21 protein-coding genes and 1 pseudogene are annotated in these 26595 nt (G+C 36.9%); 19 read left to right on the forward strand and 3 right to left on the reverse strand.

Features of this window, described 5'->3' with window-relative positions; all coding sequences use genetic code 11:
- The first annotated feature begins 114 nt into the window (after positions 1–114).
- From DOK79_RS07500 to sstT, 8 genes are all read left to right on the forward strand, one after another.
- Entirely contained in the window at positions 115–1920 is a 1806-nt protein-coding gene (locus tag DOK79_RS07500; protein ID WP_206856812.1) for a DUF262 domain-containing protein, read from the forward strand.
- Positions 1921–2529: 609 nt separating this feature from the next.
- The gene (locus tag DOK79_RS07505) at positions 2530–2886 is read left to right on the forward strand and encodes a hypothetical protein (RefSeq protein ID WP_206856810.1); all 357 of its coding nucleotides are present in this window, start codon (positions 2530–2532) and stop codon (positions 2884–2886) included.
- Positions 2877–4172, forward strand: a complete 1296-nt coding sequence (locus DOK79_RS07510; protein ID WP_206856808.1) for a T7SS effector LXG polymorphic toxin — start codon at positions 2877–2879, stop codon at positions 4170–4172. The genes DOK79_RS07505 and DOK79_RS07510 overlap by 10 nt, the downstream gene beginning before the upstream one ends.
- On the forward strand, positions 4169–4750 hold the full coding sequence (locus tag DOK79_RS07515) for a hypothetical protein (protein WP_206856806.1): 582 nt from the start codon (positions 4169–4171) through the stop codon (positions 4748–4750). Before DOK79_RS07510 ends, DOK79_RS07515 begins: the two co-directional genes overlap by 4 nt.
- A complete protein-coding gene (locus tag DOK79_RS07520) occupies positions 4740–5078 on the forward strand; it encodes a DUF4176 domain-containing protein (RefSeq protein ID WP_206856805.1) in 339 nt (112 codons plus the stop codon). Before DOK79_RS07515 ends, DOK79_RS07520 begins: the two co-directional genes overlap by 11 nt.
- A gap of 125 nt (positions 5079–5203) precedes the next feature.
- The gene (locus DOK79_RS07525; protein ID WP_206856803.1) at positions 5204–5872 is read left to right on the forward strand and encodes a hypothetical protein; all 669 of its coding nucleotides are present in this window, start codon (positions 5204–5206) and stop codon (positions 5870–5872) included.
- Between the two features lie 321 nt (positions 5873–6193).
- Positions 6194–6907, forward strand: a complete 714-nt coding sequence (locus DOK79_RS07530) for a TIM44-like domain-containing protein (protein WP_206856801.1) — start codon at positions 6194–6196, stop codon at positions 6905–6907.
- A 262-nt stretch (positions 6908–7169) separates the two neighbouring features.
- Positions 7170–8405, forward strand: a complete 1236-nt coding sequence (gene sstT / locus DOK79_RS07535; protein ID WP_206856799.1) for a serine/threonine transporter SstT — start codon at positions 7170–7172, stop codon at positions 8403–8405.
- Between the two features lie 151 nt (positions 8406–8556).
- Here sstT and DOK79_RS07540 read toward each other — a convergent pair whose 3' ends face one another.
- Entirely contained in the window at positions 8557–11559 is a 3003-nt protein-coding gene (locus DOK79_RS07540) for a sulfatase-like hydrolase/transferase (protein WP_242543299.1), read from the reverse strand.
- A gap of 291 nt (positions 11560–11850) precedes the next feature.
- On the opposite strand from DOK79_RS07540, the pseudogene DOK79_RS07545 reads away from it, so the two are divergent.
- The 8 genes and pseudogenes from DOK79_RS07545 to DOK79_RS07580 all read left to right on the forward strand — a co-directional run.
- A pseudogene (locus DOK79_RS07545) lies at positions 11851–12114 on the forward strand (hypothetical protein); the annotation flags it as partial.
- A gap of 193 nt (positions 12115–12307) precedes the next feature.
- On the forward strand, positions 12308–12952 hold the full coding sequence (locus DOK79_RS07550) for a DUF998 domain-containing protein (RefSeq protein ID WP_206856797.1): 645 nt from the start codon (positions 12308–12310) through the stop codon (positions 12950–12952).
- 270 nt (positions 12953–13222) lie between these two features.
- Positions 13223–15304 (forward strand): BglG family transcription antiterminator, encoded by a 2082-nt coding sequence (locus DOK79_RS07555; RefSeq protein ID WP_206856795.1) that lies wholly within the window; start codon positions 13223–13225, stop codon positions 15302–15304.
- A gap of 18 nt (positions 15305–15322) precedes the next feature.
- On the forward strand, positions 15323–15625 hold the full coding sequence (locus tag DOK79_RS07560; protein ID WP_206856788.1) for a PTS sugar transporter subunit IIB: 303 nt from the start codon (positions 15323–15325) through the stop codon (positions 15623–15625).
- Positions 15626–15650: 25 nt separating this feature from the next.
- A complete protein-coding gene (locus DOK79_RS07565) occupies positions 15651–16940 on the forward strand; it encodes a PTS sugar transporter subunit IIC (protein WP_206856786.1) in 1290 nt (429 codons plus the stop codon).
- A gap of 19 nt (positions 16941–16959) precedes the next feature.
- Positions 16960–17352 carry a tetratricopeptide repeat protein gene (locus DOK79_RS07570; RefSeq protein ID WP_206856852.1) on the forward strand — a complete coding sequence of 131 codons (393 nt, stop codon included), beginning with the start codon at positions 16960–16962 and terminating at the stop codon, positions 17350–17352.
- A 23-nt stretch (positions 17353–17375) separates the two neighbouring features.
- Positions 17376–18245, forward strand: coding sequence for a class II fructose-bisphosphate aldolase (locus DOK79_RS07575; protein WP_206856784.1), 870 nt, complete (start codon positions 17376–17378; stop codon positions 18243–18245).
- Positions 18229–18867 carry an AAA family ATPase gene (locus tag DOK79_RS07580; RefSeq protein WP_206856782.1) on the forward strand — a complete coding sequence of 213 codons (639 nt, stop codon included), beginning with the start codon at positions 18229–18231 and terminating at the stop codon, positions 18865–18867. The genes DOK79_RS07575 and DOK79_RS07580 overlap by 17 nt, the downstream gene beginning before the upstream one ends.
- A gap of 112 nt (positions 18868–18979) precedes the next feature.
- Here the strand turns inward: DOK79_RS07580 and DOK79_RS07585 are convergent, their stop codons facing one another.
- Positions 18980–19804, reverse strand: coding sequence for an alpha/beta hydrolase (locus DOK79_RS07585; protein ID WP_206856780.1), 825 nt, complete (start codon positions 19802–19804; stop codon positions 18980–18982).
- Positions 19779–21371 carry a PucR family transcriptional regulator gene (locus tag DOK79_RS07590; RefSeq protein ID WP_206856778.1) on the reverse strand — a complete coding sequence of 531 codons (1593 nt, stop codon included), beginning with the start codon at positions 21369–21371 and terminating at the stop codon, positions 19779–19781. The genes DOK79_RS07585 and DOK79_RS07590 overlap by 26 nt, the downstream gene beginning before the upstream one ends.
- A 121-nt stretch (positions 21372–21492) precedes the next feature.
- Here DOK79_RS07590 and fdrA point away from each other — a divergent pair, with 121 nt between their 5' ends.
- Genes fdrA through DOK79_RS07605 form a run of 3 tightly spaced genes read left to right on the forward strand, consistent with a single transcriptional unit; the run spans position 21493 to position 26585 of the window.
- Positions 21493–24504 (forward strand): DUF1116 domain-containing protein, encoded by a 3012-nt coding sequence (fdrA, locus tag DOK79_RS07595; protein ID WP_206856776.1) that lies wholly within the window; start codon positions 21493–21495, stop codon positions 24502–24504.
- Entirely contained in the window at positions 24497–25354 is an 858-nt protein-coding gene (locus DOK79_RS07600; RefSeq protein WP_242543298.1) for a DUF2877 domain-containing protein, read from the forward strand. The genes fdrA and DOK79_RS07600 overlap by 8 nt, the downstream gene beginning before the upstream one ends.
- Positions 25341–26585 (forward strand): MFS transporter, encoded by a 1245-nt coding sequence (locus DOK79_RS07605; protein ID WP_206856851.1) that lies wholly within the window; start codon positions 25341–25343, stop codon positions 26583–26585. The genes DOK79_RS07600 and DOK79_RS07605 overlap by 14 nt, the downstream gene beginning before the upstream one ends.
- Positions 26586–26595: the final 10 nt, after the last annotated feature.

Consider the following 26595-nt stretch of genomic DNA (forward strand, 5'->3'; position numbering starts at 1 on the left):
AAAATATTATAAAATCTGTTATCTATTAAAAAAGTCATGCGGTTATATCAGCTATGTTAGAATAAAGTAAATAGATATATACCTAAAAATAGTGCCGTTTCGGAGGTTTGAATTATGACAACGACAATCGAAGTGAACAAACAAAGTGTGAGGCAATTTCTTGAAACAGGAAAACTCAAAAAATTTGTTATTCCAGAATATCAACGTCCATATGCCTGGACTGACGAACAAATTCAAGTGTTGTTTGATGACTTAGCAGAGTACACTGCCAATAATAACGAGAGTACTTATTTTTTGGGGAGTATCGTGGCTTATGAAAATGAACAACAAGAGCAAGAAATCATTGATGGTCAGCAACGGATAACTACGCTATTTTTATTACTTAGAGTGATCTATGGTAAATTAGAAAATAGTAGTGAGAAAGAAGCAGTATTCTTGAAGAGTCAAATTGAACCTGCCTTATGGGAACAAGATGATCTAACTGGCGAGGTTAAGTTAGATAAAATTTTAATCAGGTCTAAGGTAATGGGGGATGAAGGCAATGAAGAATTTGCCAATATCCTAGTAAGGGGTCAAGCTGATGTTAAATCAAAAAGTAATTATTCAAAAAATTATATTTTGATCCAACAGTTACTAAATGATTATGCAACGAATGAACCACTGTCATTTTATCGTTTTATTAGTAATATATTGAATAAGGCTATCTTATTACCAATCACTGCGGATACTCAGGATACAGCGCTGACTATTTTCTCCACATTGAATGATCGAGGACTTGCGTTATCAGACGCAGATATCTTCAAAGCAAAAATTTATAATCATTTGGATGTTGAAGGGAAAAATGATTTCATAGAAAAGTGGCAGCAACTGGATGAAGAGGCTACTAATGCTAATGAAAGTATTCAAAAACTATTTTATTATTATATGTTTTATTTGAGAGCATTGGAGAATGATCGTAATACTACAACACCTGGAGTAAGGAAATATTACTCAAAAAATAATTTTGAACGATTATATTCCGATGATGTATTAACTAATCTGAATACAATACTTAATTTATGGATTGTAGTAAATAATAGAAATTCACTCGATGGTCAACCGTGGTCGGAAAATAAAGAGATTAAGCAAGTGCTTGATTGTTTAACTTCCTATCCTAATGAATTTTGGAAATATCCAGTCGTGACTTATTATTTGCATTATCATAAAAGTGTTGAATTTGAGGATGATTTTTTAGCATTTCTTCGTCGTTTATTGGCAACATTGTCAGCTAGATACATTGTAACTCCGACAATTAACGCAGTAAAAAGAGGGATCTTGAATTTGAATGCGGAAATTGTCAAATCACCTAAACCTAAGTTTGACTTTACTCCGATAGATGAAAAAGAATTAAAGGAAAAAATAAAAGATGCCCATCGTAATACAGTACGCATGATACTGAAGATGATTTCCTATCAACATCAGGAAGATCTATTGCCCGAAAAATGGGAGATCGAGCACATCTTCCCTCAAAAATGGCAACCGACTTATTTTCCTACTACATCAGATAAAGAAGTAAGAAGTCTAGTAGAACATATAGGAAATAAAATACCATTCGAGAAAAAGCTGAATATCACTGCAAGTAACGGTTATTTTACAAAGAAAAAAGAAATTTACAATCAATCAAGAGTCGGTATATTGCGTGAATTATCCAATTCTCATGATGATTGGGGCTTAGATGAAATTCGTGAGCGAGATATACGTATTGCGGATGAATTATTCAATTTGTTAAGTCAGTGGGGGCTTTATCAAAGTGAAACAGAAGAGAGTAGACAACTAATTCCTATCCCTGAAGATAAGATAAGTGACTATCAACAATTTATCAAGATATTTAATAAAGATGATTCGGATGAAACAAGACAAATGTTTTTAACTATGATGTAGGTGATCCCTAGACACGGAAGAGGAGTAGGAAATATTCAAACAACTATTAAAATTGGCATTAAAAGTTGAAATGTTGATCTGGCTATACAGATGATAACAAGTGTCATAGCTAGTGTTGTATGCTTTTCCCCTTAGAAAGAAAATAATCTATGTATAAGGTATTCCTATTTGATGATAGGAATACCTTATTTACTTTGAAAAAAGCATTTCTTCTGTATTTTCTAGCCCAGTATCATAATTGAAAGACAGTATGCTATAACAGATTCCGAGTCTTTTTTAATCTATAAAAAATCAAATTTTCTTATTGAAGAAAAATATATATAAGATAACTAAAATTAATTTTAGTTATTTAAACGATTATGAAACTAAAACGATATTTTATGATATATTAATAATTTAGAGGTATTTTCATATTAAAATTAAAGAGTGTGGAATATTTAATAAATATTTGGCAAGTTATTTTATGTGACTTTTAAGTAAGGAGAAAAGTTTTTTTATGAAATGCGTATTTAGTTTAAGAAGATCAACATCTAAAGGACAAACACCTATCGTTTATGAAGAAAGAACGTTTCAAGAAACCAACAATCAAATCTCTAGGAAGGTGAACGAATGGCAATAGACAATGAAAGGATTTATGAGAATCAAAAACAAATGCTGAAAGTGGAACACCAACAAGATGAATTAGCAAAGGGAAAACGTATCTTAGAAAACCAACTCTTTCAATTAGAAAAAGTACTTCAAATAGGTTTTCGCCAACTCTCTGAAACGAATCATGAAGATATCCAACAAGGCATGTCCAATGCAATTTGGCTGCAGAAGGAGTATGAAGTAAAGCAACGAGCATTTCAACAACGATTTCATCAGGCATATGAAGAATTGGATGTTTCTTATAGTAAAACTTTACAAGTATTAGAAGGAGAAAGAGAAGAGTTGTTTGCAGAAAGGAGAACATTCGAGTGGGATTAGTTTATGTGAGTGGAGAATCATCAGACTTTATGTCAGCGCTTAAAAAGAATCTAGCAAGTAGTAGAGAAACGATCAATCAACTAAAGAGAGGAAGTCAAAAAATCATATCAGCTGTCAATGGAAAAGAACTATCCGGCGCAGCATATACAGCAGGAAAAGGATTATTTAGTGAATTGATCATTCCGACAATTACAAGAACAACGGATGCGATTGAAAAAATTGAACAAGAGCTTCAGAGGTATAAAGTTGCGGAACAAATCGTAGCTATGGAAGGATACTTGGATGAAAACAAACTGAACCAGCAACTGGCGACGACACGGACAATGAAAGCATCAGTAGACACGACTTCTGCTTTTATCCGATCCCAAGCACAAAGTAATCCGTTCGTCGGTATTATTGAAACTTTGCTAAATGTCCAACGAGATCTAGATCGTATGTCAGAGAGCTTTCAACAAGATATTGATCAAATACAAAACAAGCTAAAAAAATTACATAATTTCAATTCTCAAACTAGTGGATTATTCAGTCATAGTTTGGATGAATTGAAACTGGCGATGCAGGGTGTATTAGTATTAAAGAATACGAAAGTGAGGACAGATGGTTCATATTTGTTACCAGAGGGAACGAATAAAAAGTGGTTTATAGATATCCAATACAATTCTTCTGATACGAAGGAAGTGTTAGAGCAAATTACTGGATGGACAGATTATGCTTATAACATTGCTGAGGGAGCATTAAGGGGCTTAAAGATATATGGACAGAAGCAGAAGATTAGAGCAATAAAGTTGGGTTCAAGAACAGTAGCAAACTACACATTTTCACGTACAACGCGAAATGCTAAAGCATTAGAGAGTGTTAGTGATGATTTTTTAGACTCAATTAATGTGATTAGTAATAATAAAATATGGAAAGGAATAGGGGTAGCAGGTACTGTAGTAGGAGCTGCTTTTGAGTACGATAACCAAATGAAAAAATATAATAATGTTGGACGGGCTGTACAAAATACAGTTGTGCATACAACTATACAAGCTACAGGTGCAAAAATTGGTGCAGCAATTGGAACAGTAATTCCTGTTCCAATTTTAGGGACTATGACGGGAGCAGTATTAGGGATAGGAGTAGGCTATTTGGGTAGTAAATTTTATGATTGGTTTGAATCGGGAAAGGCAGAAAAAGTAGTGGAAGAATTTACAATTACAGCGAAAAACAAATTGAAAAATCTTAAAAATAATATTGGGGTTACATTTGCATTTTTTGGAAAAACATTGGGTGGTGTATTCGGATGAAAGAGAATGTGGTGCCATTACTACGCAGAACAACAAATGAAACCATCTATTTTGATTTTAACAATCAAAAACTTTTTATACAAAAATTTACAGGGGAACATGAAGAATATTCAAAATCGCTAGTAGTATTATTAGGATTATTTGGTTCCATGATAGTTATTCCTTTCCTTACTAAAAAGTTAGATTTCATGTCTAGCATACCACCTATCATCAATTACATACTGTTTTCTGCGATAGGTTATTTAGCTGCTAAAGCTATAGGCTTAACTATAATGAATAAAATAAAAGGAGAAAAAATATATAAAGATTTCGACAGAAAACAAGTAAAAAAAATAATTGCTAACCAAGGGGATCTACAAATAATTTGGTGGACTCAATTAGTTTTAATAACTGGGTATATAATAGGTTCCTTTATCTGTTTAATTAGTGAGATGCTGCCCATCGATTTGGCGATAATTGTTTCGCTTGGTTGTTTTGTGATTATTTTATTACAGGATTCTGTTCGGCCATTTACATATAAGAAAGCGATAAAAATACTAAAAAAACAAATGAAGGAAGGAAAATTTCATGATCAATAAACATATTTTACCATTGGGAAGTGTAGTGCTGTTAAAAGGTGGAGACATCAAACTTATTATTGTTGGACGAGCACAGCTTTTTAATAATGAAGGAACAATTGGCTATTTTGACTATTCTGCATTAGGTTATCCGCAAGGTGTAATAGCGGAATCTAATTTTGCTTTTTTTAATGATGAAGATATAAAGAAAGTCTTATTTGAAGGTTATCGAAATGAGCAAGAAGTAGCATTTGCTGATTCTTATGCAGAAAACATGAAAAATGTGCCTTATCCTAAATTAGTGATTGAAAGAGAAATTGAAGAAGAACCAGAAACTTTTGGCTTTTAAAATTTAGTTATTAATATGGAATAATAGAAATGAAATACTATAGAGCTGTTTTGAAAGTAATCAAATAATAGCTTATATGGATAAATTTTTTCCGGATCAACTGAGAAACTTGGAGGAGGCTTTAGATGATAGAAAACAACTGTGTCCAAGATATTAAAAGAATTAATGGCAGATATTATTTACTGGAATTACATGATGGATTGTACATTGTTGATTATTTTAAGTTAATTAGGTTGAGAAATTTTTTTCCGTTCAGTAACTTTTATAACAATGCTCGGAAAAAAAGTTGGATTGCTTATAAAGTAACTGGATTAGAGGAAATTATTGAAGGTGAAAAAATACCTGAAAGACAATTTTATGTTCCTGAATCTTATGGGATTTTCGGAGTCATTGTAATTAGCCCTTTTCTTATATATTTGGGCTATCTAGAATCAATATACTTAGCTCTATTGATTGGCAGTCTTCTTAGTACATATGGAATAGTATCAATCTGTCGACTATTACATAGCAATAAAAAAGTGCAAGAAATAGTTAAAGATACGACAATTGTACAGTTAGTACTTGTTGAAAATACAAAGTCAAAAATTTATGTGGTTCTGAGTAATTTTTTATCATGTGTATATGGTATGTTTGTAAGCTACTTATTTATATCCGCAATTTTGTCAGGTGACTTTTGGGTGGTTATTTTTGTTTCATTAGTATCACCTACAATTTCGTTAATATTTGGAAAAATTATATCAAATTTAGGAGAAGTTCCAGATGTATCTTCTAAATACCAAATTGAAAAAAGATAAAAATTCTATAAAAGATTATCAACTGAAATGAGTATATATTTTAAAATCAGCATTTTAATCGATTATAGGAATAAACAGAAAAGGAATATTTAAAAGAAAGAATATGACTACTAGAATTTCCAAAAATTCAGTTTATATAGAATGTGTATGTTTTTTTAGTCCACCTTTAAATATTAGAAGTATAAATGATGTATCTTTTAGTATCTATCGATAATTCCTACCAACCAAAGAAAAATTAGGAAATCATTCATTGTTCCATAGGAATCTTATAATAATTATTTGATAAGCTATCATCGTGGGGGATTGGGAAAGAGGGTCCAGATGAAGAAAAATTATCAGGTGATTTGTCTATTGATCATGGCTTTTTTATTTTTTATGCCCGTTCAAGCTTTTGCTGTAGCAGGCGGTCATGGTGGTGGTTCAACAGGTGGTGGCTCTGGTGGCGGTTCGATAGGGGGCGGTTCCAATTCCTATTATCGGGATGATCGATCAACTACTAGCATGAGTGAATCAGAGAATTTTCTCTATATTGGCTTATCATTAGGAAGTATAATCGTATTTCCTTTAGTTAAAAAAAAGCGTGTGCAATACGTGGAATTCAATGATTTGTTATCAAGAATGCCAGGAACAAAACGCGAAAAGAAAAAACTACTTTCTGAAATCAACAGAGTATTTTATGCAATACAAAAGGCTTGGGAAGAAGAAGCGCCTGAAAAAGTCAAGAACTGTTACACACCAAGATTGTTTGAAGAACATCAGCAGGTGCTACAAAAGAATAAAGACGAAGGTGTAAGAAATCATACAACGAAAATAACTATTCAAGAATTGGGCAACTATCGACAAATCAATGAAAATAGTTTTTCTATTCGAATCGATTTTAGTTGTTTTGATTATTTAGTTGATCGAAAGAATCAGCAATTGATATCGGGTGATAAGCGAGAACGGCTGTATTTCTCGCAAGTATGGTATTTCAACTACTCTGAAAAAGACAAAAGTTGGCAAGCAGATTTTATTCAACCGATATTTTTGGATTGATAGAGTGTATGTATGTGGGCTAAATTAGTATTTAAGGTAAACAAATGGTTTTATCAAGAAAATAGTTATAAAAGTCATCATTGTAATCTGCGTATAGAATCGTAATGATGGCTTTTTTTATTTTATTATAAAACAAAGAAATTAGTTATTTTATTCGTGAAGTGTAGAAATATGTAAAATAACAAGAATTTTCTGAAAATTACCCTTTTGTTTCTCTCACGAAGATGTTAGAATGGTTGTTAAACTATAAAGGGGTGATTGTTTGTTAGAGAAATTTTTGAAGCTTTCGTTAGTTCAACGTATTGGTTGTGGTATTTTAATTGGTATAATATTTGGTATTTTCTTACCGACCTGGGGATTTATTGCTTTATTAGGAACGTTATTCGTTAGTTGTTTAAAAGCCATCGCGCCGTTGTTAGTGTTTTTCTTGACTGCAGCTTCGATTGCGAAACACAAGATGGGGAACGAAACATTTGTGAAGCCGATTTTAGGCTTGTATCTAGGGGGCACTTTTTTAGCTGCTTTTGTTGCGGTGATCACTAGCTCTATTTTTACAGTACCGATCACGCTAAAAGAAACAGTTTCGGAACAAGCACCTCAAAATATAGGCACTGTTTTATCTACGATGCTGACCAACGTGACTCAAAATCCGATTCAAGCAATTATTGATTCTAATTATTTAGGTGTGTTATTTTGGGCTGTATTATTAGGGTTGGCGTTACGCACACGTACGGAAGCAACTAAAGAAGTTGTCGATCAAGTTTCAGTGGCCTTATCACACGTGGTTCAGCTGATTATTTCTTTTGCGCCAATCGGTATTTTAGGTTTAGTCTATGAATCGATTGCAACGACAGGACTTGCTGGTTTGGCTGAGTACCTTCAACTAGTTCTTGTTTTAGTAGGTACGATGCTTTTTGTTGCTTTGGTAGTATATCCATTACTTACTTTTTTATTTATCAAAGAAAATCCCTATCCATTGATTTTCTTTTGCCTAAAGGAAAGTGCTATTTCTGCTTTCTTTACGCGTAGTTCTGCGGCGAATATCCCAATCAATATGATGTTGGCAGAAAAGCTGAAATTGACAAAAGAATCTTATGCGATCTCGATTCCATTAGGAGCAACGATCAACATGGGGGGCGCAGCAGTTACGATTACAGTGATGACTTTAACGACTGTCCAAGCGCTAGGTATTGAAGCTTCTTTTGGTTTGAAATTGATTTTAAGCATCTTGGCGGCTTTAGCAGCTTGTGGTGCTTCTGGAGTAGCTGGTGGTTCATTATTGCTGATTCCGTTAGCTTGTAGTCTATTTGGGATCTCAAATGACATTGCGATGCAAGTTGTAGGAATCGGGTTTATTATAGGTGTCATCCAAGATTCAGTTGAAACAGCGCTAAATTCTTCAAGTGATTTATTATTTACAGCAATTGGTGAACTAGGTGCTCGAAAAAGAAATGGGGAGGATGTTTCGATAAAAAGTCGCTTGAGTGAATTGAATTGATACGATTCAGAGTACCAATTCTTGAATGATTCTTTCTATCACTGAAATTTATTCTGCGATAAGCAATTTTGACAAGACACGGTTAAAAGAAAAACACTAGCGTCCGAAATCATATGATTTTCGGATGCTAGTGTCTTTTTTGAAGAAGTGACTATTTCTGATAATCTTGAATACCTTGTTCGGCCCATGAAGCACTATATTGTTCACCAGCTACAAGGTCATACTGTATCAATTGATAATCAGTAAAAAGTTGTTGCTGTTCTTTATGCAAGTCCTGAAGATGGATCATTTGTTTTTCTTCTGTAACGAATACTTGCTCTCCATTAAAACGATTAGACACGCTTTGTGTAGGATCGATTGTCAACGCAGGTAGTTGATTTGCTACATCTGTAAGCAGTGCATAATAAGGAGTCACTTTGATATTTGCTTGTTCCAATGCCATTGGAGCGAAATTGTTTGGTGAAACCACTTCTTTAAATAATTGATTGCTTTGTTCACGACTATATTTATTACTATAAATAAAATAATCAGTTTGTCGTTGCTCTAATCCATATCTTCTTGAATCATTTCCACTGTATAATGAGGGTAAGTGGTCCCCATAAAAAACAAAGGTGATCGGTTTTTCAATTTTATCGATTTCTTGAATAAATTCTTTGACTGCTTCATCGGTATAATGGAGACCTTGCATAAATGTTTGTAATTCGCTATATCTGCTTGCAATAACAGCGGTCCCTTCAGCTGTATAATTTAATTCATCATAATAATCATCATAAGGCATATGGTTTTGCATCGTGGTCAACTGGATGAATTGGGAAGACTCCAAGTTACTTTTCAATACTCTCAACGTATCTTTGTAAGCAGATTCATCGGAAATATAGGGATTCCTTCCAATCGTATCTGTATAGGCTAATTCATCTGGACCATCTACATAATAAAACTGATCAAATCCAAATTTGTCGAAGACTTGTCTCCGGCGATAAAGAGCTGCTGTAAATGGATGGATAGCGATTTTTTCATCGAACAGATTAGTAATATTTGGACTGATATCTTGGCGTTCAACTAATTGTGTGTAAGGAGTGACCAAGGAAGCAGATAGATTACTGATACTTAGACCAGTTAGCCCTTCCCATTCCATATTGGCAGTTCCACCGCCATAGCCGACGGATAGCATCAATCCGCTTGTTTCCTCTGCCAGTTTACTTTTAACGAAAGGAATTGGATCATTGTGTACGGTTAGATTTGGTACACGGTCAGGATCACTGAAACTTTCACTTAGATTTAATATAATGGTTTGATTTGCTAACCATTCATTTCTTGTATGATTGATTTCTTGTGCCCGTGTATTATATCTTTCCATGATTTCATTAATGGCTTCTTCTGAATATCCTTCAGGCTTTTCCATGATTTGAATATCAATATTATTTAAAAATTGAATGATCGGACCGTTGTCTTTTACGGCACTTTTTTGATCAAGGAATGTTTTGTTTACTCTAAATAAATTGAATAAAATAAATGAAGGTGAATTTTTTTGATTGATAAAAAACACACCAGAAAAACAGAATGATAATAAAAGAATTCCAATGATACGGCGTTTCCAATGAACGTTCACTGAATATTTTTTTTGTAAACGACGCTGCATGATCACACTGGTAAAGGTCAAGAAAATCAAAACAAGACCACCAGCAATGAACACGATCGGACTGACCATAGACATCAATTCAGATAGCCCAGCCAACATTTTTAAATCAGATGGAAAGACAGGTTCCTCACGCATTTCCATTTTAAGGATAGTTGAAATGGTCAGCAGTAAATTAATGATCAAGGTTGCTGTAAAAGCGTACCAAAATCGATTAGCAAGTAGTAACAGCAAGAAAAAGAATCCCATAATAATCAAAACGGTCAAAACCATCGGGGCTTGTCGTTGAGTGAAAATTTCAAGTGCAATTTTGATTGATTGTTTCCAAGTTTCTCTTTGCTCCAATAAAAATATTTGTGTAAATGTGAACAAATAGAAAAAGAGTGCAACGAAAAAGTAGCTTTTGTGACTAACTATCCAGTTTTTAACTCCATGACATTTGGCAGCAAGTTCATCGAGGGAATCAAAAGCAAAGAATTCGATCAGTCGTTGGACGAATCGGATTTTTTGTAGATAAAATAGAACGATACATAATAGTGAGACAGCTAAGAGATAATAGCCGAAAAATTGTCCAAGGTTCAGTAACCAAGCTCTTCCAGAATTGGGGAATTCCCGCTTCATGAATACGGAGACACGATAGGTTACTAGGGACCAGTTACAAACGATTTGAGTAACGATCAAGAGCGTAGCTAGAAAAGTCCCCGAAGCTTTTAGTTTTAATTTTTCAGATATTAGTTCAAATGACAGAAAGGACGTGACGGTGTAATACATGGTAAAAAGTGAATGAGGCGTAATAAACCGTGTAGCTGTATCTGCATTTCCTCGTACGATCAATGAAATTTGAACCATAAATAGAATCGTTCCCACTAAAAACAGTAAAGCAATAAAAGCTTGAGGGATTTTAAAACGAATTTTTTCGTCCCATTTCCATTTCTTTAGCCCATAGCCAAATAAAAATAGATAGAAAATCCAGATAATATTGTTGCCATTTTGTAAAGCAAAGGGATCTTTATTGAACAGTGTTGAACTACCTACCAGCAGCAAGGTTGAAAATAATAAAAATCTTTTTATTGTAGGTGAAGGTTGCTTTTCTAAAAAACGGATGACATAAGGGATGCTGATGAAAAGTAAAATACAAGATACGGCATAGGTCAAATAGTTTTGACTGATTGGTGTAAATAGCAACCAATAGTCTCTTAGATTCAATACATTAGACTGAACATAAAAAAAGATATTCGCAACTAAAGCAGACAAGATATAAATGAATGAAAACCTGCTTAAGTAATGATAGACTTTCAACTGTGCAATTTTTTTATAATGATACCCCAGATAAAGTGGAATTAAGTTGGTCCCAATAACAACAGTCGCTTGTAAAAAGGAATAAAGATAAAACCTTCCGGGATTAATGGAATATGCAGGAATCGTTATTGCAGAATTTAGCACTCTTTGCAAAATGATCATCGCACAGGCAATAAAAATAGTTAGAGAGCCGTAATCTTTTCTATATTTTTTTCTCAAAATCGTAAACACCTTTCAAATATTGTACATAAAACAAAAAATGATAGCCTTTTCAAAGAAAGGCAGATAACAATATCCTAACTTAGAACATAACGAAATTCAATATAGAATCAATGATAACTGTGGTTATTTGTAGGGTTGTTGAGAAAATAAACACAAAAGTCGAGAGTTGACTCCTTCACCAAGAATTTTTAGAGAGATATTAGGAGAAGAATCGCATGGAGTAGTTTATTTCATAAAACATAAGTGTTAGGGTATGGAACAGCGCTAGCTGAAACGATTCCTTTTAAAGCAGATGTCGTGATCGATAACCATGGGGATGTTGGCGATGCTTGTTGTGAGCTAACCGGATTATCACAAAAAGTCGGACCTTCTTCTACGGTCATTGGTGCGTCAATTCTCAATACGATCATTGTAGAAGTTTGTGAACGGTTGATTGCTGAAGGAATCGAACATCCACCGATCTTCTATTCTGCTAATATAGATGGTGGGGATCAATTGAATGCCGAATTATTTGAAACGTATAAAGAAGCAATTCATTATCAATTAACTTAACCTAAGTTGACGTGAGTCATTGATTTTGGCAGGATAATCTTACGTAATAGTAGAGAAAGTAAACAAGTATTGCAAAAAAATTCTTACATTCTGAACCACTCAATGTGTCAGAATAGAAAGAATTTTTTTGTTTTGGTATTAAATTGAAAATGTTATTCTGTATATGAGAATAGAAAATAGAACGGAAGAGAAGATGGACTTTTTGAGACGATATGGGATATATTTTTTATTTTTAGGCGTGTTGAGTGATTTTTCGACACCCTATGTTCTGGGGTTGTTCTACCCAGGGTTAGATCAATTGACAATGCCGATCAGCGTGTTTGGTGACGTAGCAAGTCCAGTGCGAGGGTCTTTTCTTATTTTTTCTGTTATTTCAGGAATCTTGTTTGTTTTATCCTTACCTGCACTGTATACGTCATTTGCAAACATATCTACTCGTTTAGCGAAGTGGTTAGTGGTTTCATTAAGCTTTTATGCGATCGGAGACTGCCTGTTTACAGGCTTGTTTAGTCTCAATACACAGGCTACTTCATGGGATTTTTCATCGTGGGTGCATAATATTGGTTCTAGTTTAGGTTATACTGGATTTCTTTTATTTCCAGTTTTTGCTTTGTTGCTTTATCGAAAAGAGGCAGATCAACCAATCGGCAGAAGTTATGTCCTCGTAGTAATTTTGAGTTTGCTTAGTGCGTTGATTTACGGATTGGCAAGGATACCCGTGCTGAATCATCTTCCAATTTTAGATAAACTAGGTTTTTGTCAAAGATTAAGTTATTTCTTCAATTATTTAGCGATTCTATTGGTAGGGATCAAACAACTAAAACGAGTGAAGAGGTAGCTATTTTGTTGGAACAAATAGTTATTTCTATACAATCGAATAAGCAATCGCCCAGAAAAAACTTCTGGAGATGAGCCGCGCAAGCTAAAAATAGGAGTTCTATTTTTGGCTTGCGCGGCTCATTTCTCAAAGGTAGGTGATTTTTTTATACCTTCTTTGAAAGAGGAGCAAGTGAGTTCGTACTTTTCTGCCAACTTAATTGGCAGAAAGTTCTACTTTTTTATTTGAAAGCGCAAACATATACTTGGTTCAGAAAGGAAAATCAATCATATGAAAACTAGAACGGTTGAATTACTTCAAAGATTTCGATCTTATCACTATCCGATCAAAGCGGAACAATTAGCATTAGAACACCAAGTAAGTCAACGGACGATTCGCCAAGATGTTCTTGATGCAAACAGTTGGTTGCGGGCGCAACAATTAGCAGAAATCCAAACGATTCGAAAAAAGGGGTTTCTACTGCGTTTAAATAAAGAGGAAGAGAAAAGATTAGCAGACGCATTGGTTGCGTATCAAGAGGAGTTACTGAATCGTGATGAACGTACTTTTGATCTAGTGTTAGCGATTGCTTATGAACAACAGCCGATTTATTTGAACCGTAAGGAAGAAGCATTCATGATTTCCAAAAGTACGATGGATGAAGATATGCGACGTTTACGAGCTGACTTGGTCAAATATGGCATTGAGATTGTTAGCTATGGTAAACAAGGGTTGGTTTATCAAGGGGCAGAGCGTTCGATCAGGACGATGATTTATGACTTGATCAATAAGAATCTAGGGCGAATCGATTTTTCAGCAAGAAATGACACGAAAGTCACAGCAGCTCAAAAAATTTTCCATCGCTATTTTCCGCTGTCAGAAATCAAAAAATTAGAAGCAATCTATACAAACACTATGGTGAAACAAGAAGATGATATTTATAAAAATCAGTTACTGTTGTTTACGATGATTTGGATACAACGAGTCAGAAAGCATGAATTGATCTCAGCTATCAATTGGAAAAATCTCGCTGATGAGGAAAATCGTTTTTCTGAGTTTATTGAGCAGGTCATTGTTGACTTTGAATTGACGGACATTCCCCCTGTTGAACGAAACTATCTACGCTTTACGATTGAGACATTTAGCACAAAAGATATCAACAATTCTCTTGAATGGGTCCAAGCCCAATTGTTAACGATCCAACTGATCAAGTTCGTGGAGGAACAAACCCATATTCCGTTTCATTTGAAAGAAGAAATACTGTGTGAAAATCTTTATAAACATATGACGGCTCTGATTGTTCGAATCAAACATCGCATCCAAGTGACGAATCCATTGAAAGAAAATATCCGAGTGAATTACGGTCCAATCTATGATGCCGTTGCTCTATTTGTGCCAACAATCGAAGAAGTAGTTGGTGGGCGGGTGATTGACGATGAACTGGCTTTTCTAGTCATCCATTTTTCAACGATCGCAAGCTCGATCAAACAGAATATTACGTATATTTATAAATCAGTGGTGGTTTGTAACCATGGAGTGGCGACAGGCAATCTATTAGCAGAAAATTTAAAAGAGAAATTCCCGCAGATTGAAGTTGTTGCTGTATTGAGTTCAAAAGAAGCGGAGTTAGTCGATAAGTTAGATGTCGACCTGATTTTCAGTACGTTTCAATTGTCTGGTCAGAATAAACCGCTGCTTGTGTTGGAGCCTATTTTAACCGATGCGAATCGACCAATCGTCGCAGAATTTTTGTCCCTTCATCAAAAGGTCCAGCGGATGATTCCAACAGAAAATGGACAAACGGAACTATTCGCCAATGTTTTACGAATCGTGGAAGAAAGCGGCGGCAAGATCGATCGTCCAATCTATACCAAACTAGAAACATTATTTGAGCAAAATCATTTAGAAATCAATAAAAGGGAGATCCAACCAATGCTAAAAGACATTTTGACAGATAACCATATATTGATCCAAGAACACGCGGAAAATTGGCAAGAAGCTATTGAACGAGTGGCTAAGCCATTACTGAAAGAAAACATCATTGAATCGAGTTACGTCGATGCGATGGTCCATGCAGTGGAAGAGTATGGGGCCTATATCGTCATCGGTAAACACCTGGCATTAGCGCATGCGAGACCAGAAGATGGTGTCAATAAGTTAGGGGTGAGTGTCGCTACGATCCGTCAGCCTATCGCTTTTGGAAATGACGAGATGGATCCAGTAAAAATCATTTTCTGTTTAGCAGCAGTCGACTCGTATTCCCATCTGACGATCATGAAAGAGCTGATCGAGTTGATCAACGATGAAACGAAATTGAATCGTTTGATCGAAAGTTCGAATGTGGATTCATTTAAACAACTACTATTTAAGTAGATAGAAGGAGAGAGTGAAATGAATAAATTGAATATTTTATTTGTATGTGGAGCAGGACTAGGAAGTAGTTTTGCGGCTCAAATGTCAGCCGAGGATGTATTGAACAAACTAGGGGTAACAGCCAAGCTGGATCACTGCGATATTTCTTCAGCGGTTTCAATGAAACCAGATGTGATCATTACCGCTGAGAATTTCCGTTCGCAATTTGAAAAATTTACGATTGATCCGACAACAGCCATGGTTTATTTAAAAAATATCGTGTCAAAAGTTGAGATCGAAGAAAAATTAACACCCGTTTTACAAAGTAAAGGAGCCATTTAATTAAGAAAAATTAGGGGGAGAGACTATGGGCGTTATCAATTTCATCATTGAGAACATTCTGACACAAGCGTCAATCACGATTGCTTTGATTGCAATGTTAGGGCTGATTCTACAAAAGAAGTCAACTGGTCAAATTATTTCAGGTACGTTGAAAACATTGTTAGGGTTTCAAGTTTTAAGTGCCGGTTCAAGTATCATTGTTGGTAGCTTGACGTATTTTGGACAAATTTTTACAGAAGGATTCCAAATGGAGGGGATCATTCCATCCATTGAAGCCATCAACGGTCAAGCGATGAATGAATTAGGCTTAGGTAGAGATATCGCATTAACATTTTTAGCTATTTTTGTCTTTAATATTCTACTTGCTCGTTTTACTCGATGGAAATATATTTTCTTGACTGGCCAGGCAATCTTATGGATGGCAACTATGACTACAGTATTTGGGTATTTCGCCGGCTTACGTGGCTTGGTCTTGATTTTAGTTGGTGGTTTTGTTGGAGCGGTTTTTGCTGTGGCGATGCCAGCAATCGCTCAACCAATCATTCGTAAGGTCACTGGTTCAAATGATATCGCTTTGGGGCATTTTTGTACGATCGGTTATTTATTTGAGGCTGGAGTAGCGAAAATCTTTGGTGAAAAAGGCGAGAACAAGAAATCGATTGAAGATATCAAGTTACCGGCTCATTTTGAATTTTTACAGGACACGTATTTATCGGTCATGGTGGTGATGGTGCCACTTTATATCGTGACAGTATTGTTTGCGGGTGAGACGTTTGCCGCGGAGTTATCTGGTGGTCAAAACTATATCATGTTTGCCTTCTTACAAGCCATCCAGTTTGTTGTAGGTGTCTATGTATTGCTTTCGGGTGTCCGTTTATTATTAGGTGAAATCGTGCCAGCATTTCGTGGAATTGCGATGAAACTAGTTCCTGATGCCATTCCAGCGTTGGACTGTCCTGTCTTTTTCCCATATAGTCCGAACGCAGTGATTTTAGGATTCATTACCACTACGATCGGAACGGTCATTGCAATGTTTGTGTTACCAATGTTTGGTCTAGCGATGATTCTTCCAGGTATGTTGACGAATTTCTTTGCTGGTGGAACGGCAGGTATTTTCGGTAATGCAGTTGGTGGACGACGAGGGGCAATCATCGGTGGTATCGCTCATGGATTCTTTATCACGTTATTGCCAGCTTTACTGGTAACGATCTTCAATTCGATGGGCTTTGTCAGTGCTACTGCAACGGATGTCGATACGGTAGTGGCAGCGTTACTTTACGCTTGGATCTTGAGTCCGATTTTAAAAGCATTCTAAAATGAAAGTGGGAATCATGATGTTTGGCTTCTTAAAAAAGAAAAAAGAGCAACCAGTAGAAATCGAGGAGCTTTCAATTGAAGAGAAAGAAGCGCTTCTTGCCGCAATCGAACAATTGAAAAAAGAAATCGATCAGACAGAAGAAATAGACCGATTAGCTAAATTATTCGAGGAAGTTGGGCTTAAATCCGCTGAGTTGGGGGACAAAGACCAAGCAATCGAGCAATTAGAAAAAAGTTTGTCATTGAAAAAAAGTATCAATGACGGCTATAAGAAATTGATGTCTTTATACAATGAAAAAAGAGCAGAAGCTGCGCGAGCAGGAGATGACCAAGGGATTGATCGCTACATGAGTAAAATGGACGACATGCGACAAATCGCTAAAAAACTAACGATTACTGGAAATAAATAAGAATAAAGGTGGCTATATAAGAGATGTATACGACATTAAAAGAAGTAACGAAAACAGCAGAAGCATTGAATTTCACAGTGGGGGCATTCAACACCCATAATTTAGAGATGTTGCCGGAAATGTTACGGGCAGCAAAAGAAATGGGTGCGCCGATCATTATTCAAACAAGCGTGGATACGGCAAAATATATTGGGATGAATGTTTTAGTCAATGTGGTTAAAACGATTGCTGAGGAAGAAATGGTTGACGCTGTTCTTCATCTGGATCATGCACGCGATTTCTCTGATATCAAACAAGCGATCGATAGTGGATATACTTCGGTGATGTATGATGGTTCGCATCTGCCTTTTAAAGAGAATATCCTGAAAACAAAAGCGGTGGTTGAGTATGCCCATGCACACGGTGTATCAGTAGAAGGAGAACTAGGAACGATCGGTGGGACAGAAGAAGGAATCCATGTAGCAGAAGATGATAAAGTCTATACGAAGCCTGAAGATGCAGTGGAATTTGTGGCAGCAACTGGGGTAGACGCATTGGCGATTGCCATTGGAACGAATCATGGGCAATTCAAATCAAAAACAGAAGTCAATCTTCCACTATTGAAAGAAATCAACGCAGTGGTGGATGTTCCTTTAGTGATCCATGGCGGTACTGGTGTGAAAGAGGAAGATTATCCGGAGTTGATCAATCATGGCATCCGCAAATTCAATGTTGGGACAGAGTTGCTAGTCAATTGGACCAAAACAGCAAAAGAAAGCTTTGGTGAAACGGAAGTCAGCAAGTCGTTGCGACATAATGTGATCCCAGCCAACGAAGCAGTAAAAGCAATCATTAAGCACAAGATAGGACTGTTTTTGAATACAGGAAGTGAGATTTATGCAGGAAAGAGCTAATAAGAAAAAATACTTGCTTCTTTTGGCAGGAAGTCCTGGGACGGGGAAAACCTATTTGATGGAACGACTCTTCGAACGGTTTCCGACGATGTATCGTCTTACTTTAGATGAAATCAAGGAATATTATGCCGAATCTCTTGGTTTTGATGATCTAGCTGAACGAGCAGAGCAGGAAAAAAAGAAGGTGTATCCATTCTTTTATCAGGCGTTGGAGTTATATATGGAAGCAGGAAAGAAAGTGATTGCTTCTGAGTATCCATTTAGTGAAAAACAAAAAGGTCCCTTACAAGCACTAGCTGAAAAATATGGTTATGAAGTGATTACGATTCGTTTGCATGCAGACTTTGATGTATTATGGCAACGACGTTACAAAAGAGATCGTGATCCAGAGCGTCATTTGAGCTATATCATGGACCATTACCATTACGGAGATACCTTAGCAGATCGATCGTTAGGAACGAATCATATTACGAAAGAAGAGTTTCGCGCGATCATCGATAAACGGCAATATGAACAATTTGAATTGGGGACGCTCTATACATTCGATGTGACTGATTTTAGTAAAGTAGATTATACGTCGTTGTTAGATAAGTTAGAATGGCAAGTGAAGAATGACCAATAACAATTAATGTCTAGTTGATTGATACAAGGTTTAAATAAAGCGTAAAAAGAGAAAGCCTATCCGGTTTATTGAGGGATAGGCTTTTTTTATTCCTAGATTGATGTGAAATTGGTCAAAATGATTCTTTGGCGGATAACCAATCGGATAACTCCTTTAAGACTGTCTGGACTTGTGGTTCGCTTGTTTGTTTCAAAAAATCATGTTCTAAATCATAAACAGGTTTGAATCGACTATCCGGGATCTGTTTGCTCAGCCTTTTACTCGAAGCAAAAGGGACTTCTTGATCTGTGGTGCTGGCTGTACTAAAGCAAGGGGGGAAATCAGCGAGTTCCTCTTCACGGATGGCATAATCTGACCAATCCTGTGATTTTGGTAACCCATAGTAGTCGGCTAAGATACCTTGTTGTTGACCATAATGATAAAGTAAGGCACGAGTCATCAATGGATCATCTGCCAGTGGTGTTTCTTGATCGATTCCAGTAAGGACTTCAGCTGTCAATGTTCTCTCTGTGGGAGAAGGGTCTTTTTTCAAGAATTCAAAATCAGTATAACCATAAAAATTGATCAAGAAATTTGGTGTGATTTCTTTATTCCTACCTAAATGTTTGGTTAAATGGAACATCAAATAACTCCCAGCAGAACGCCCACAAATACCAAAGGGCTGTTCTTGGATGATCATTTTTCCTAAGACAGAAAAACTTTTATTTAGCGTTTCAATGATCTCTGCTACCGACGTATTAGGATCCAACAAGTAATCAAGAGATAAAATCGTATAGCCTTGATCTAGAAATCGATTTTTTAGTGCATGTGGCAAATCGGTTTTTGATCCATAAATAAGTCCGCCACCGTGCAGGTAAAGGATATATTTTGGGGTATTGCTTTGAGCGTGTTCGATCGTTACCGTAATGTCATCAAGTAATTGTTTGGTTTCTTTCATTTGCTTGTCTCCTCATCTTGATAATATAAGCACCAATCTCATGATTGACCATTTGTAACGGATTCGTTAAATCGATGGATAAATAGTCTGAAATTTTTTGGAGACGATAACGAATCGTTTTGGCATGTAAAAACATGGCTTCTGCTGTTTGTTTGTAGTTACGATTGTGTTGTAAAAAACAATAAAAAGTTTCAAATAAGTCGTGGTCTGTTTGGGCTAGTTGCTCTAATCTCGCAGGGATTGCTTCTTGCAATGTCGCTAGCTTGTTTTCTCGAATAAAATGTTTGAATATACCAATATCTTCGGATATCACGATTGGTCCGTTGTAGAAGGAGGTGTTGAATTTCAAAATATCCAAACACTCAATTAACAATTCCTTGATTTCTTGTCGTGGCTTTGATTGGCTGATGGCAAATGTTACTTGTTCATTTTCTGCAAGAATCTCTGTCATTAGATGTGCAAGCTGACTTTTAGTGATTGATCCTTCCGTTTGATCAAAGTTATATAAAACAGCAGAATACTGGTGTTGGTCAAAAAAGATTGCTTCTTTTTTCAATGTCCGCAACAGTGTAAGGATGCGATTTTTCATCAACTGTATTGGTATTTCTTTTGTTGAAAAAACAATTGTTTGATAGGAATCTTTTGACTGCATATGCGCTTCTTGCAACAAGCTATCGAGTTCTTCGGGATTGCGTGGGGTATTCTGTAAGATGGCATCAGCCAAATTATTTAGTCGTGTATAACGCTCTTTCTTCAATAAACTTTCTGTATTGAATTTTTCTTGTAATGCATCAATGGCATTTTCGATGATGACTAAGTCAGTTTCTTTGACTTGCTGATCGTTTAGATAAACAAGCAACAAACAGTTGAGAGAATAGTTATTGAAGATAGTGATCTCTAATGCGTAATATTTCCGCGAGTCTGTTTGAGAATAAAGTGTTAGTAAAGAGTAATCATTTTTCATGAAATCTGTCTGTAGAAGAATCTCCCTTGAGAGTACGATCGCATTCGTAGGAATCGGACCGTCACTGATTTCGATTTCTTTATCAAGTAATTTTAAGGAAAAAGGAAGTTTGATGATTTGATAAAACTCTTGCATGATTGTTTCTAAAGAAGAAAACTGTTTTTCTAAGCGATTGAATCTCTGCCTTGCTTCATAATAAGTTCGCAAAGTACGGGCATGTGCATTGAGTAAGGGTTCATAAATCGTTAATAGGATTTTTTCATAGCTGATTTCTTGACTGATCTTGATCAAGGGGATTTCATATTTGAAGCACAACTTAATAAACCATTCGGGAATCACTTTAATGAACCGATCTGTTTTTAAGACAAGTCCACTGATTCCGATTTGACACATCTTGATAAAAAAATCTTCTAGTTCTTTTTCTGCCAAGTCATTCAATGCATAAAACGAGGTTAGTATCAGTTGATTTCGTTTACTCCAATTTTCGATGTCAATGGCTTCCAAGACCATCGCTGTCTCAACTTCATTATCCAACCCAATCTCATTAGTTAGGATCTTACCTTTTTTCAGCTCCCCTAGCGACAATAACTCCCCTAATTTCATCGTATTCTCCTTTTTTCCTTTTATGGATAAAAAGTATAGCATTATTTTAGAAATACGTCCGATGTAAACACTTTCTTATTCTTCTACAATGAGAATGTAAGAATGATTAAGGAGGTCTATTATGTTAGAAACGGTTGTTTTACCAAATAATTATCAAGATTCCATCAACTTGATGCTATTGACCAATCAAATCAATTCTCTTGAAGAAGTCAATATGAGTCAGATCATGATGGGAACAGATGCCAATAAAGATATTTTGAATAACACGTCACTCCTAACCGAAAAAGCCAAGACTGCTTCTGCAAACGATCTGATGATCGTTGTAGAGAGTGAAGATAAGGCGATTATGGAGAAGGTACTGCCGATGATCGATGATTTTTTAGCGGATCTATCGGCAAAAGAAACGGCACAAACGAAAAAGTCAGTAACGACTTGGAAAGAAGCACTAGAAGAATTGCCAGATGCTAATGTAGCTTTGTTTAGTATTCCAGGAGAATACGGCGCATCAGAAATGGAACGTGCGCTGAAAAACAATCTACATGTATTTTCCTTTACGGATAATATCGCAATCGAGGATGAAGTACGTCTAAAAAAATTAGCCCACGAAAAAGGTTTGCTGATGATGGGACCGGATTGCGGGACAGGAATTTTATCCAGTATTCCGATTGCATTTACAAATGTTGTAGCACCAGGGAATATTGGTGTGGTTGGTGCATCTGGTACAGGAATCCAAGAAGTGACGACGATCATTGATCGCCTTGGTGGCGGCGTGGTCCATGCCATTGGTACAGGCGGTCGAGATCTTAGTGATCATGTAGGGGCAATCACCATGAAAGATGCCATCATCGCACTTGAAAAGCATGAACCTACAGATGTGATTTGTGTGATCTCTAAGCCACCTGCAAAAGAAGTACGAGATGAAGTCGTGCAATTGTTACAAAGTATTTCGAAGCCGGTCGTCGCTATTTTCTTAGGAGAAAAACCAACGAATCACGAAGGAAAGGTTTATCTCGCGCATACATTAGAGGAAGCCGCACATATTTCCGTTGATCTAGCAAATGAAGCAACAGTGAAAAAGAATTATTTTGAACCAATGGAAAAGCCAGACACTGTCACACTTGCTGAAAGTAAAGTTGTTAAAGGCTTGTATTCAGGTGGGACACTTGCTGCTGAAGCAGGAATGTTGATTTCTGAAGCATTAGATTTGGGTGGGTTGGTCAAAGCGGATGGGTTCATCCTAAAATCTCAAGGATACGAAGTGATCGATTTAGGGGATGATCGTTATACGCAAGGTAAACCACATCCAATGATTGATCCGGAAGTCCGTATCCATAAAATCGAAGAGTATGCCAAGCAAGAAGAAACTGGTGTGATTTTGTTTGATGTTGTTTTAGGGTATGGTGCCCATGAGGATATGGTTGGTGCATTGTTGCCAGCGATTAAGGCTGCGCAGTCACAAGCAGAAATGGCAGGGCGTGAACTTTATTTTGTAGCGACCGTGTGTGGAACGAAGAATGATCCACAAGACTATCAAAAATCGGTCGATCGTCTGAAAGAGGCGGGAGTTTTTGTTGCAGAAAGCAATGAAAAAGCTGTTCAATTGGCGCTGTTGTTGAAAGGAATCACTTTGTCGGAAGAGGATAAAGAGGTTATTCCATACAAAGGGGAGACAGTAACTGTTCCTCAGCCAAGTGAACGTGTGATGGAATTATTGACGACGAAACCACGTGTTATCAACATTGGTTTGAAAAGTTTCACTGAATCGATTGATACTTACGGTGGACAAACTGTCCAGATGGATTGGCGTCCTCGTGCGAGTGGAAATAAGAAAATGATCAAAATCTTGGATGCATTAGAAGAATATCAAGACAACATTGAAGAAGAGAATCAGAAAGTGACAGAGAAAATCAAGAATGCACAGCCATTTCTGACGGATGTAGTTCCTGCAAAAACTGTGATACCAGAATTAAATGATCCGAAGCAAAAAACACTTTTACATGCAGGTCCGCCAATCTCATGGGCTGAAATGACCGGTCCGATGCGTGGCGCGTGTCTAGGAGCGGCATTATTCGAACGGTGGGCAGAGACGGAAGAAGAGGCAATGGCACTTTTTGAAGCAAATGAAGTCCGTTTTATGCCTTGCCATCATGTGCAAGCAGTTGGGCCAATGGGAGGGATCACTTCGGGTGAGATGCCTGTCTTTATTGTTAAGAATCGTAAAGAAGGGAATCAAGCATACTGTATTTTGAATGAAGGCATAGGGAAAGTCTTACGTTTTGGTGCGTATTCACAAGAAGTCGTTGATCGTTTGGATTGGATCAAAGATGTCTTAGGTCCAACAATCAGTCAAGCCTTGGCATTAACAGAGGAGGGATTGAATCTGAATGTTTTGATTGCCCGTTCGATTACAATGGGCGATGAGTTTCATCAAAGAAACATTGCGGCCTCACTGAATTTCTTAAAAGAAATCGCCCCACTAATCATTAAAACGGAGATTGCAGAAGAACAAAAGTATGAAGTAATCAAGTTCTTAGCAGATACCGATCAGTTCTTCTTGAATATCATGATGGCAACTGGTAAAGCAATCGTTGATGGTGCGCGTAAAGGGACTAAAGGTACGATCGTCACTACGATGACACGTAATGGTGTTGACTTCGGTGTTCGAATCGCAGAAACAGGCGATACATGGCATTGTGCGCCAGTAAATACACCTAAGGGATTGTATTTTACAGGTTTTAATGAAGAAGACGGTAACCCAGATATTGGCGACAGTGCCATCACAGAAACGGTTGGTGTAGGTGGCATGGCTATGGTGGCAGCTCCTGGAGTAACACGCTTTGTTGGCGCAGGTGGCTTTGAAGACGCATTAGCAACATCGAATGAAATGGCCAAAATCTGTGAAGGGCATAACCCAACTTTTTCCATACCGACTTGGGATTTCCAAGGCACTTGTTTAGGGATCGATATACGAAAAGTTGTCGAAACAGGAATCACGCCGGTCATAAACACTGGCATTGCACATAAAAATCCTGGGGTAGGTCAAATTGGTGCGGGGACAGTTCGAGCGCCATTGGCATGTTTCGAGAAAGCACTAGAAGCCTATGCGAAAGAACTAGGAATCAATGTTGAGTAAAAAAGAAATCTACCTGAGCGAGTATCTTGTCCCTCTTCAACAATTTGGAAAAACAGGTATGATCCACAGCGTATTCGATCGTTCGTTCAATCTTGAAATCAATGGACAATTGATTAACATTGCATGTTTTCACGATTATCTGTCCAGCTTTGGAATCAATCTTCCTGAGGAGCGATTCCAATCTCTTTCCCCGTTTGTTCAGATAGGAAATCGAGTGAAAATAAGTCAAGACATGTTGATGATCTACAGCACACAAGGTGTAAAAAAAATCGCGCTTCAACCGTATCAGTCGGTTGCGCTAAATATATTCTCACTAGGTATAGCCAAAAAGCAATTACTCGTGTTGAAAAAAAAGTTGGCGAAAAAACACTTGCAGGCAAAAATCGGTTTGCCAGTGGATCACCGTGCAAGTACCTTGTTTACCAATATGGCACAGTCAGATAAAGAGTGGACACCAACTGAGTGGCAAGAAGTCGTTAGCTATTTATTAGGAAGAGGGAAAGGCTTGACGCCTAGCGGTGATGACATATTGATGGCTTATCAGCTTGTTTTAGGGGCACTTTCAGATCCTAGAGGAGCAGCGTTAGCTGTTGCTCTAGGAGAAGTGCAAACGGGAACGACCGCTATTAGTCAAGCCTACTTGACCTGTGCAATAAAAGGATATGCTAACTCTTTAGTATATGGATTATTTGCAGATTTAGCACAAAATAAAGAAGAAAAAATAGATGAACAGTTGGAGAAAATCATGCAGATTGGACATTCTTCGGGAAAGGATCTGGCTTTTGGCATCTGGTTGGCGTTACAAGCAATCGAAGGAGAAGAAAGTGGGGAAAAACATGGAAGCGAGTAAACAGAAACAAGTAGTAAGGGTCAGCAATACTTATTGGATCAAAGTAGTGGCAATCTTTTTTATTGGTTGGGTTTTGATGTATGCTACGCGGACGATATTCAACCCGATCATGGGTGTAGTAGGCGAAGAATTTGGTTTAAGCAATACACAATTAGGATTAGCAAATAGTATTTTCTTTCTGACCTATGCGATTGCCCAGATTCCTTTTGGGATCATTGGCGACAAAATCGGTAGAAAATTAGTGATCACGGTAGGTTTTCTGCTTTTAGCAGTAGCCACTTATTTCACTGGATTAGCCACAACTTTTATTCTATTTTTAGTCATTCGCGCGATCGCTGGGATTGGTCAAGGTGCCTATTATGGCCCACAGTTTGCGTTATCAACCGAAGCAATCCCAAAAAGTAAACGAACGATCGGGAATGCTATCATCAACAGCGGTATGGCATTTGGAACATCAGGTGGCTATCTTCTATCAAGTAAATTAGTCTTGGAAAATGGGGATGATTGGAGTCGCCCTTTCTACCTTATGGCGATTCCCACATTGATTGTCGGGATTTTATTCTATGTGTTACTGAAAGAAAAAGTGATCCGTCCGGGTGAAGAAGCAGAAGTGGAAGAAGGGCCAAAAGAAAAGATTTCCTTAAAGCAGATTTTTACGAATCGCAATTTGGTTGCAGCCTTTATTTTATGTTTTACCAGCATTTATGCTAATTTTGTGATACTTACTTGGCTGCCGCAGTTTTTGATTGCAGAACGTGGATTTACTGGAGCGAGTGTCGGCTTTATCTCCTCTTTAGTACCTTGGGCATCGATTCCAGGAGCCTTACTCTTTGCACGAATCAATGATAAAACAGGGGCAACGAAAAAATTGGTCTTTCTTCTGGTGCCATTAGCAATCGTTTCGGTTTTTGCCATTGCTTTTGTCACTGATCGAACGTTATTGATCACGGTGTTGATCCTTTATGGATTAACTGGGAAGTTGGCGCTTGACCCGATCATGGTGACATTTGTTACAAAACATGCACCAAGAGCAGCATTAGGGACGACGTTAAGTGCATATAATTTTATCGGGATGTCAGGTTCGATTTTGGCTCCTTACGTTACTGGTTATTTAGCAGATACTTCAGGATCGATGCAAGTTGGTTTTTACCTTTCTTGTGTCTTGTTGATTATCGGTTTGATTCTCTTTGCAATATTGGCAAAAGAAGAGCACAAACAAACGATAGAATAATGAAAAGAGG

The sequence above is a fragment of the Enterococcus sp. DIV1094 genome (assembly GCF_017316305.2).
GTDB classification, from domain to species: Bacteria; Bacillota; Bacilli; order Lactobacillales; family Enterococcaceae; genus Enterococcus_B; species Enterococcus_B mangumiae.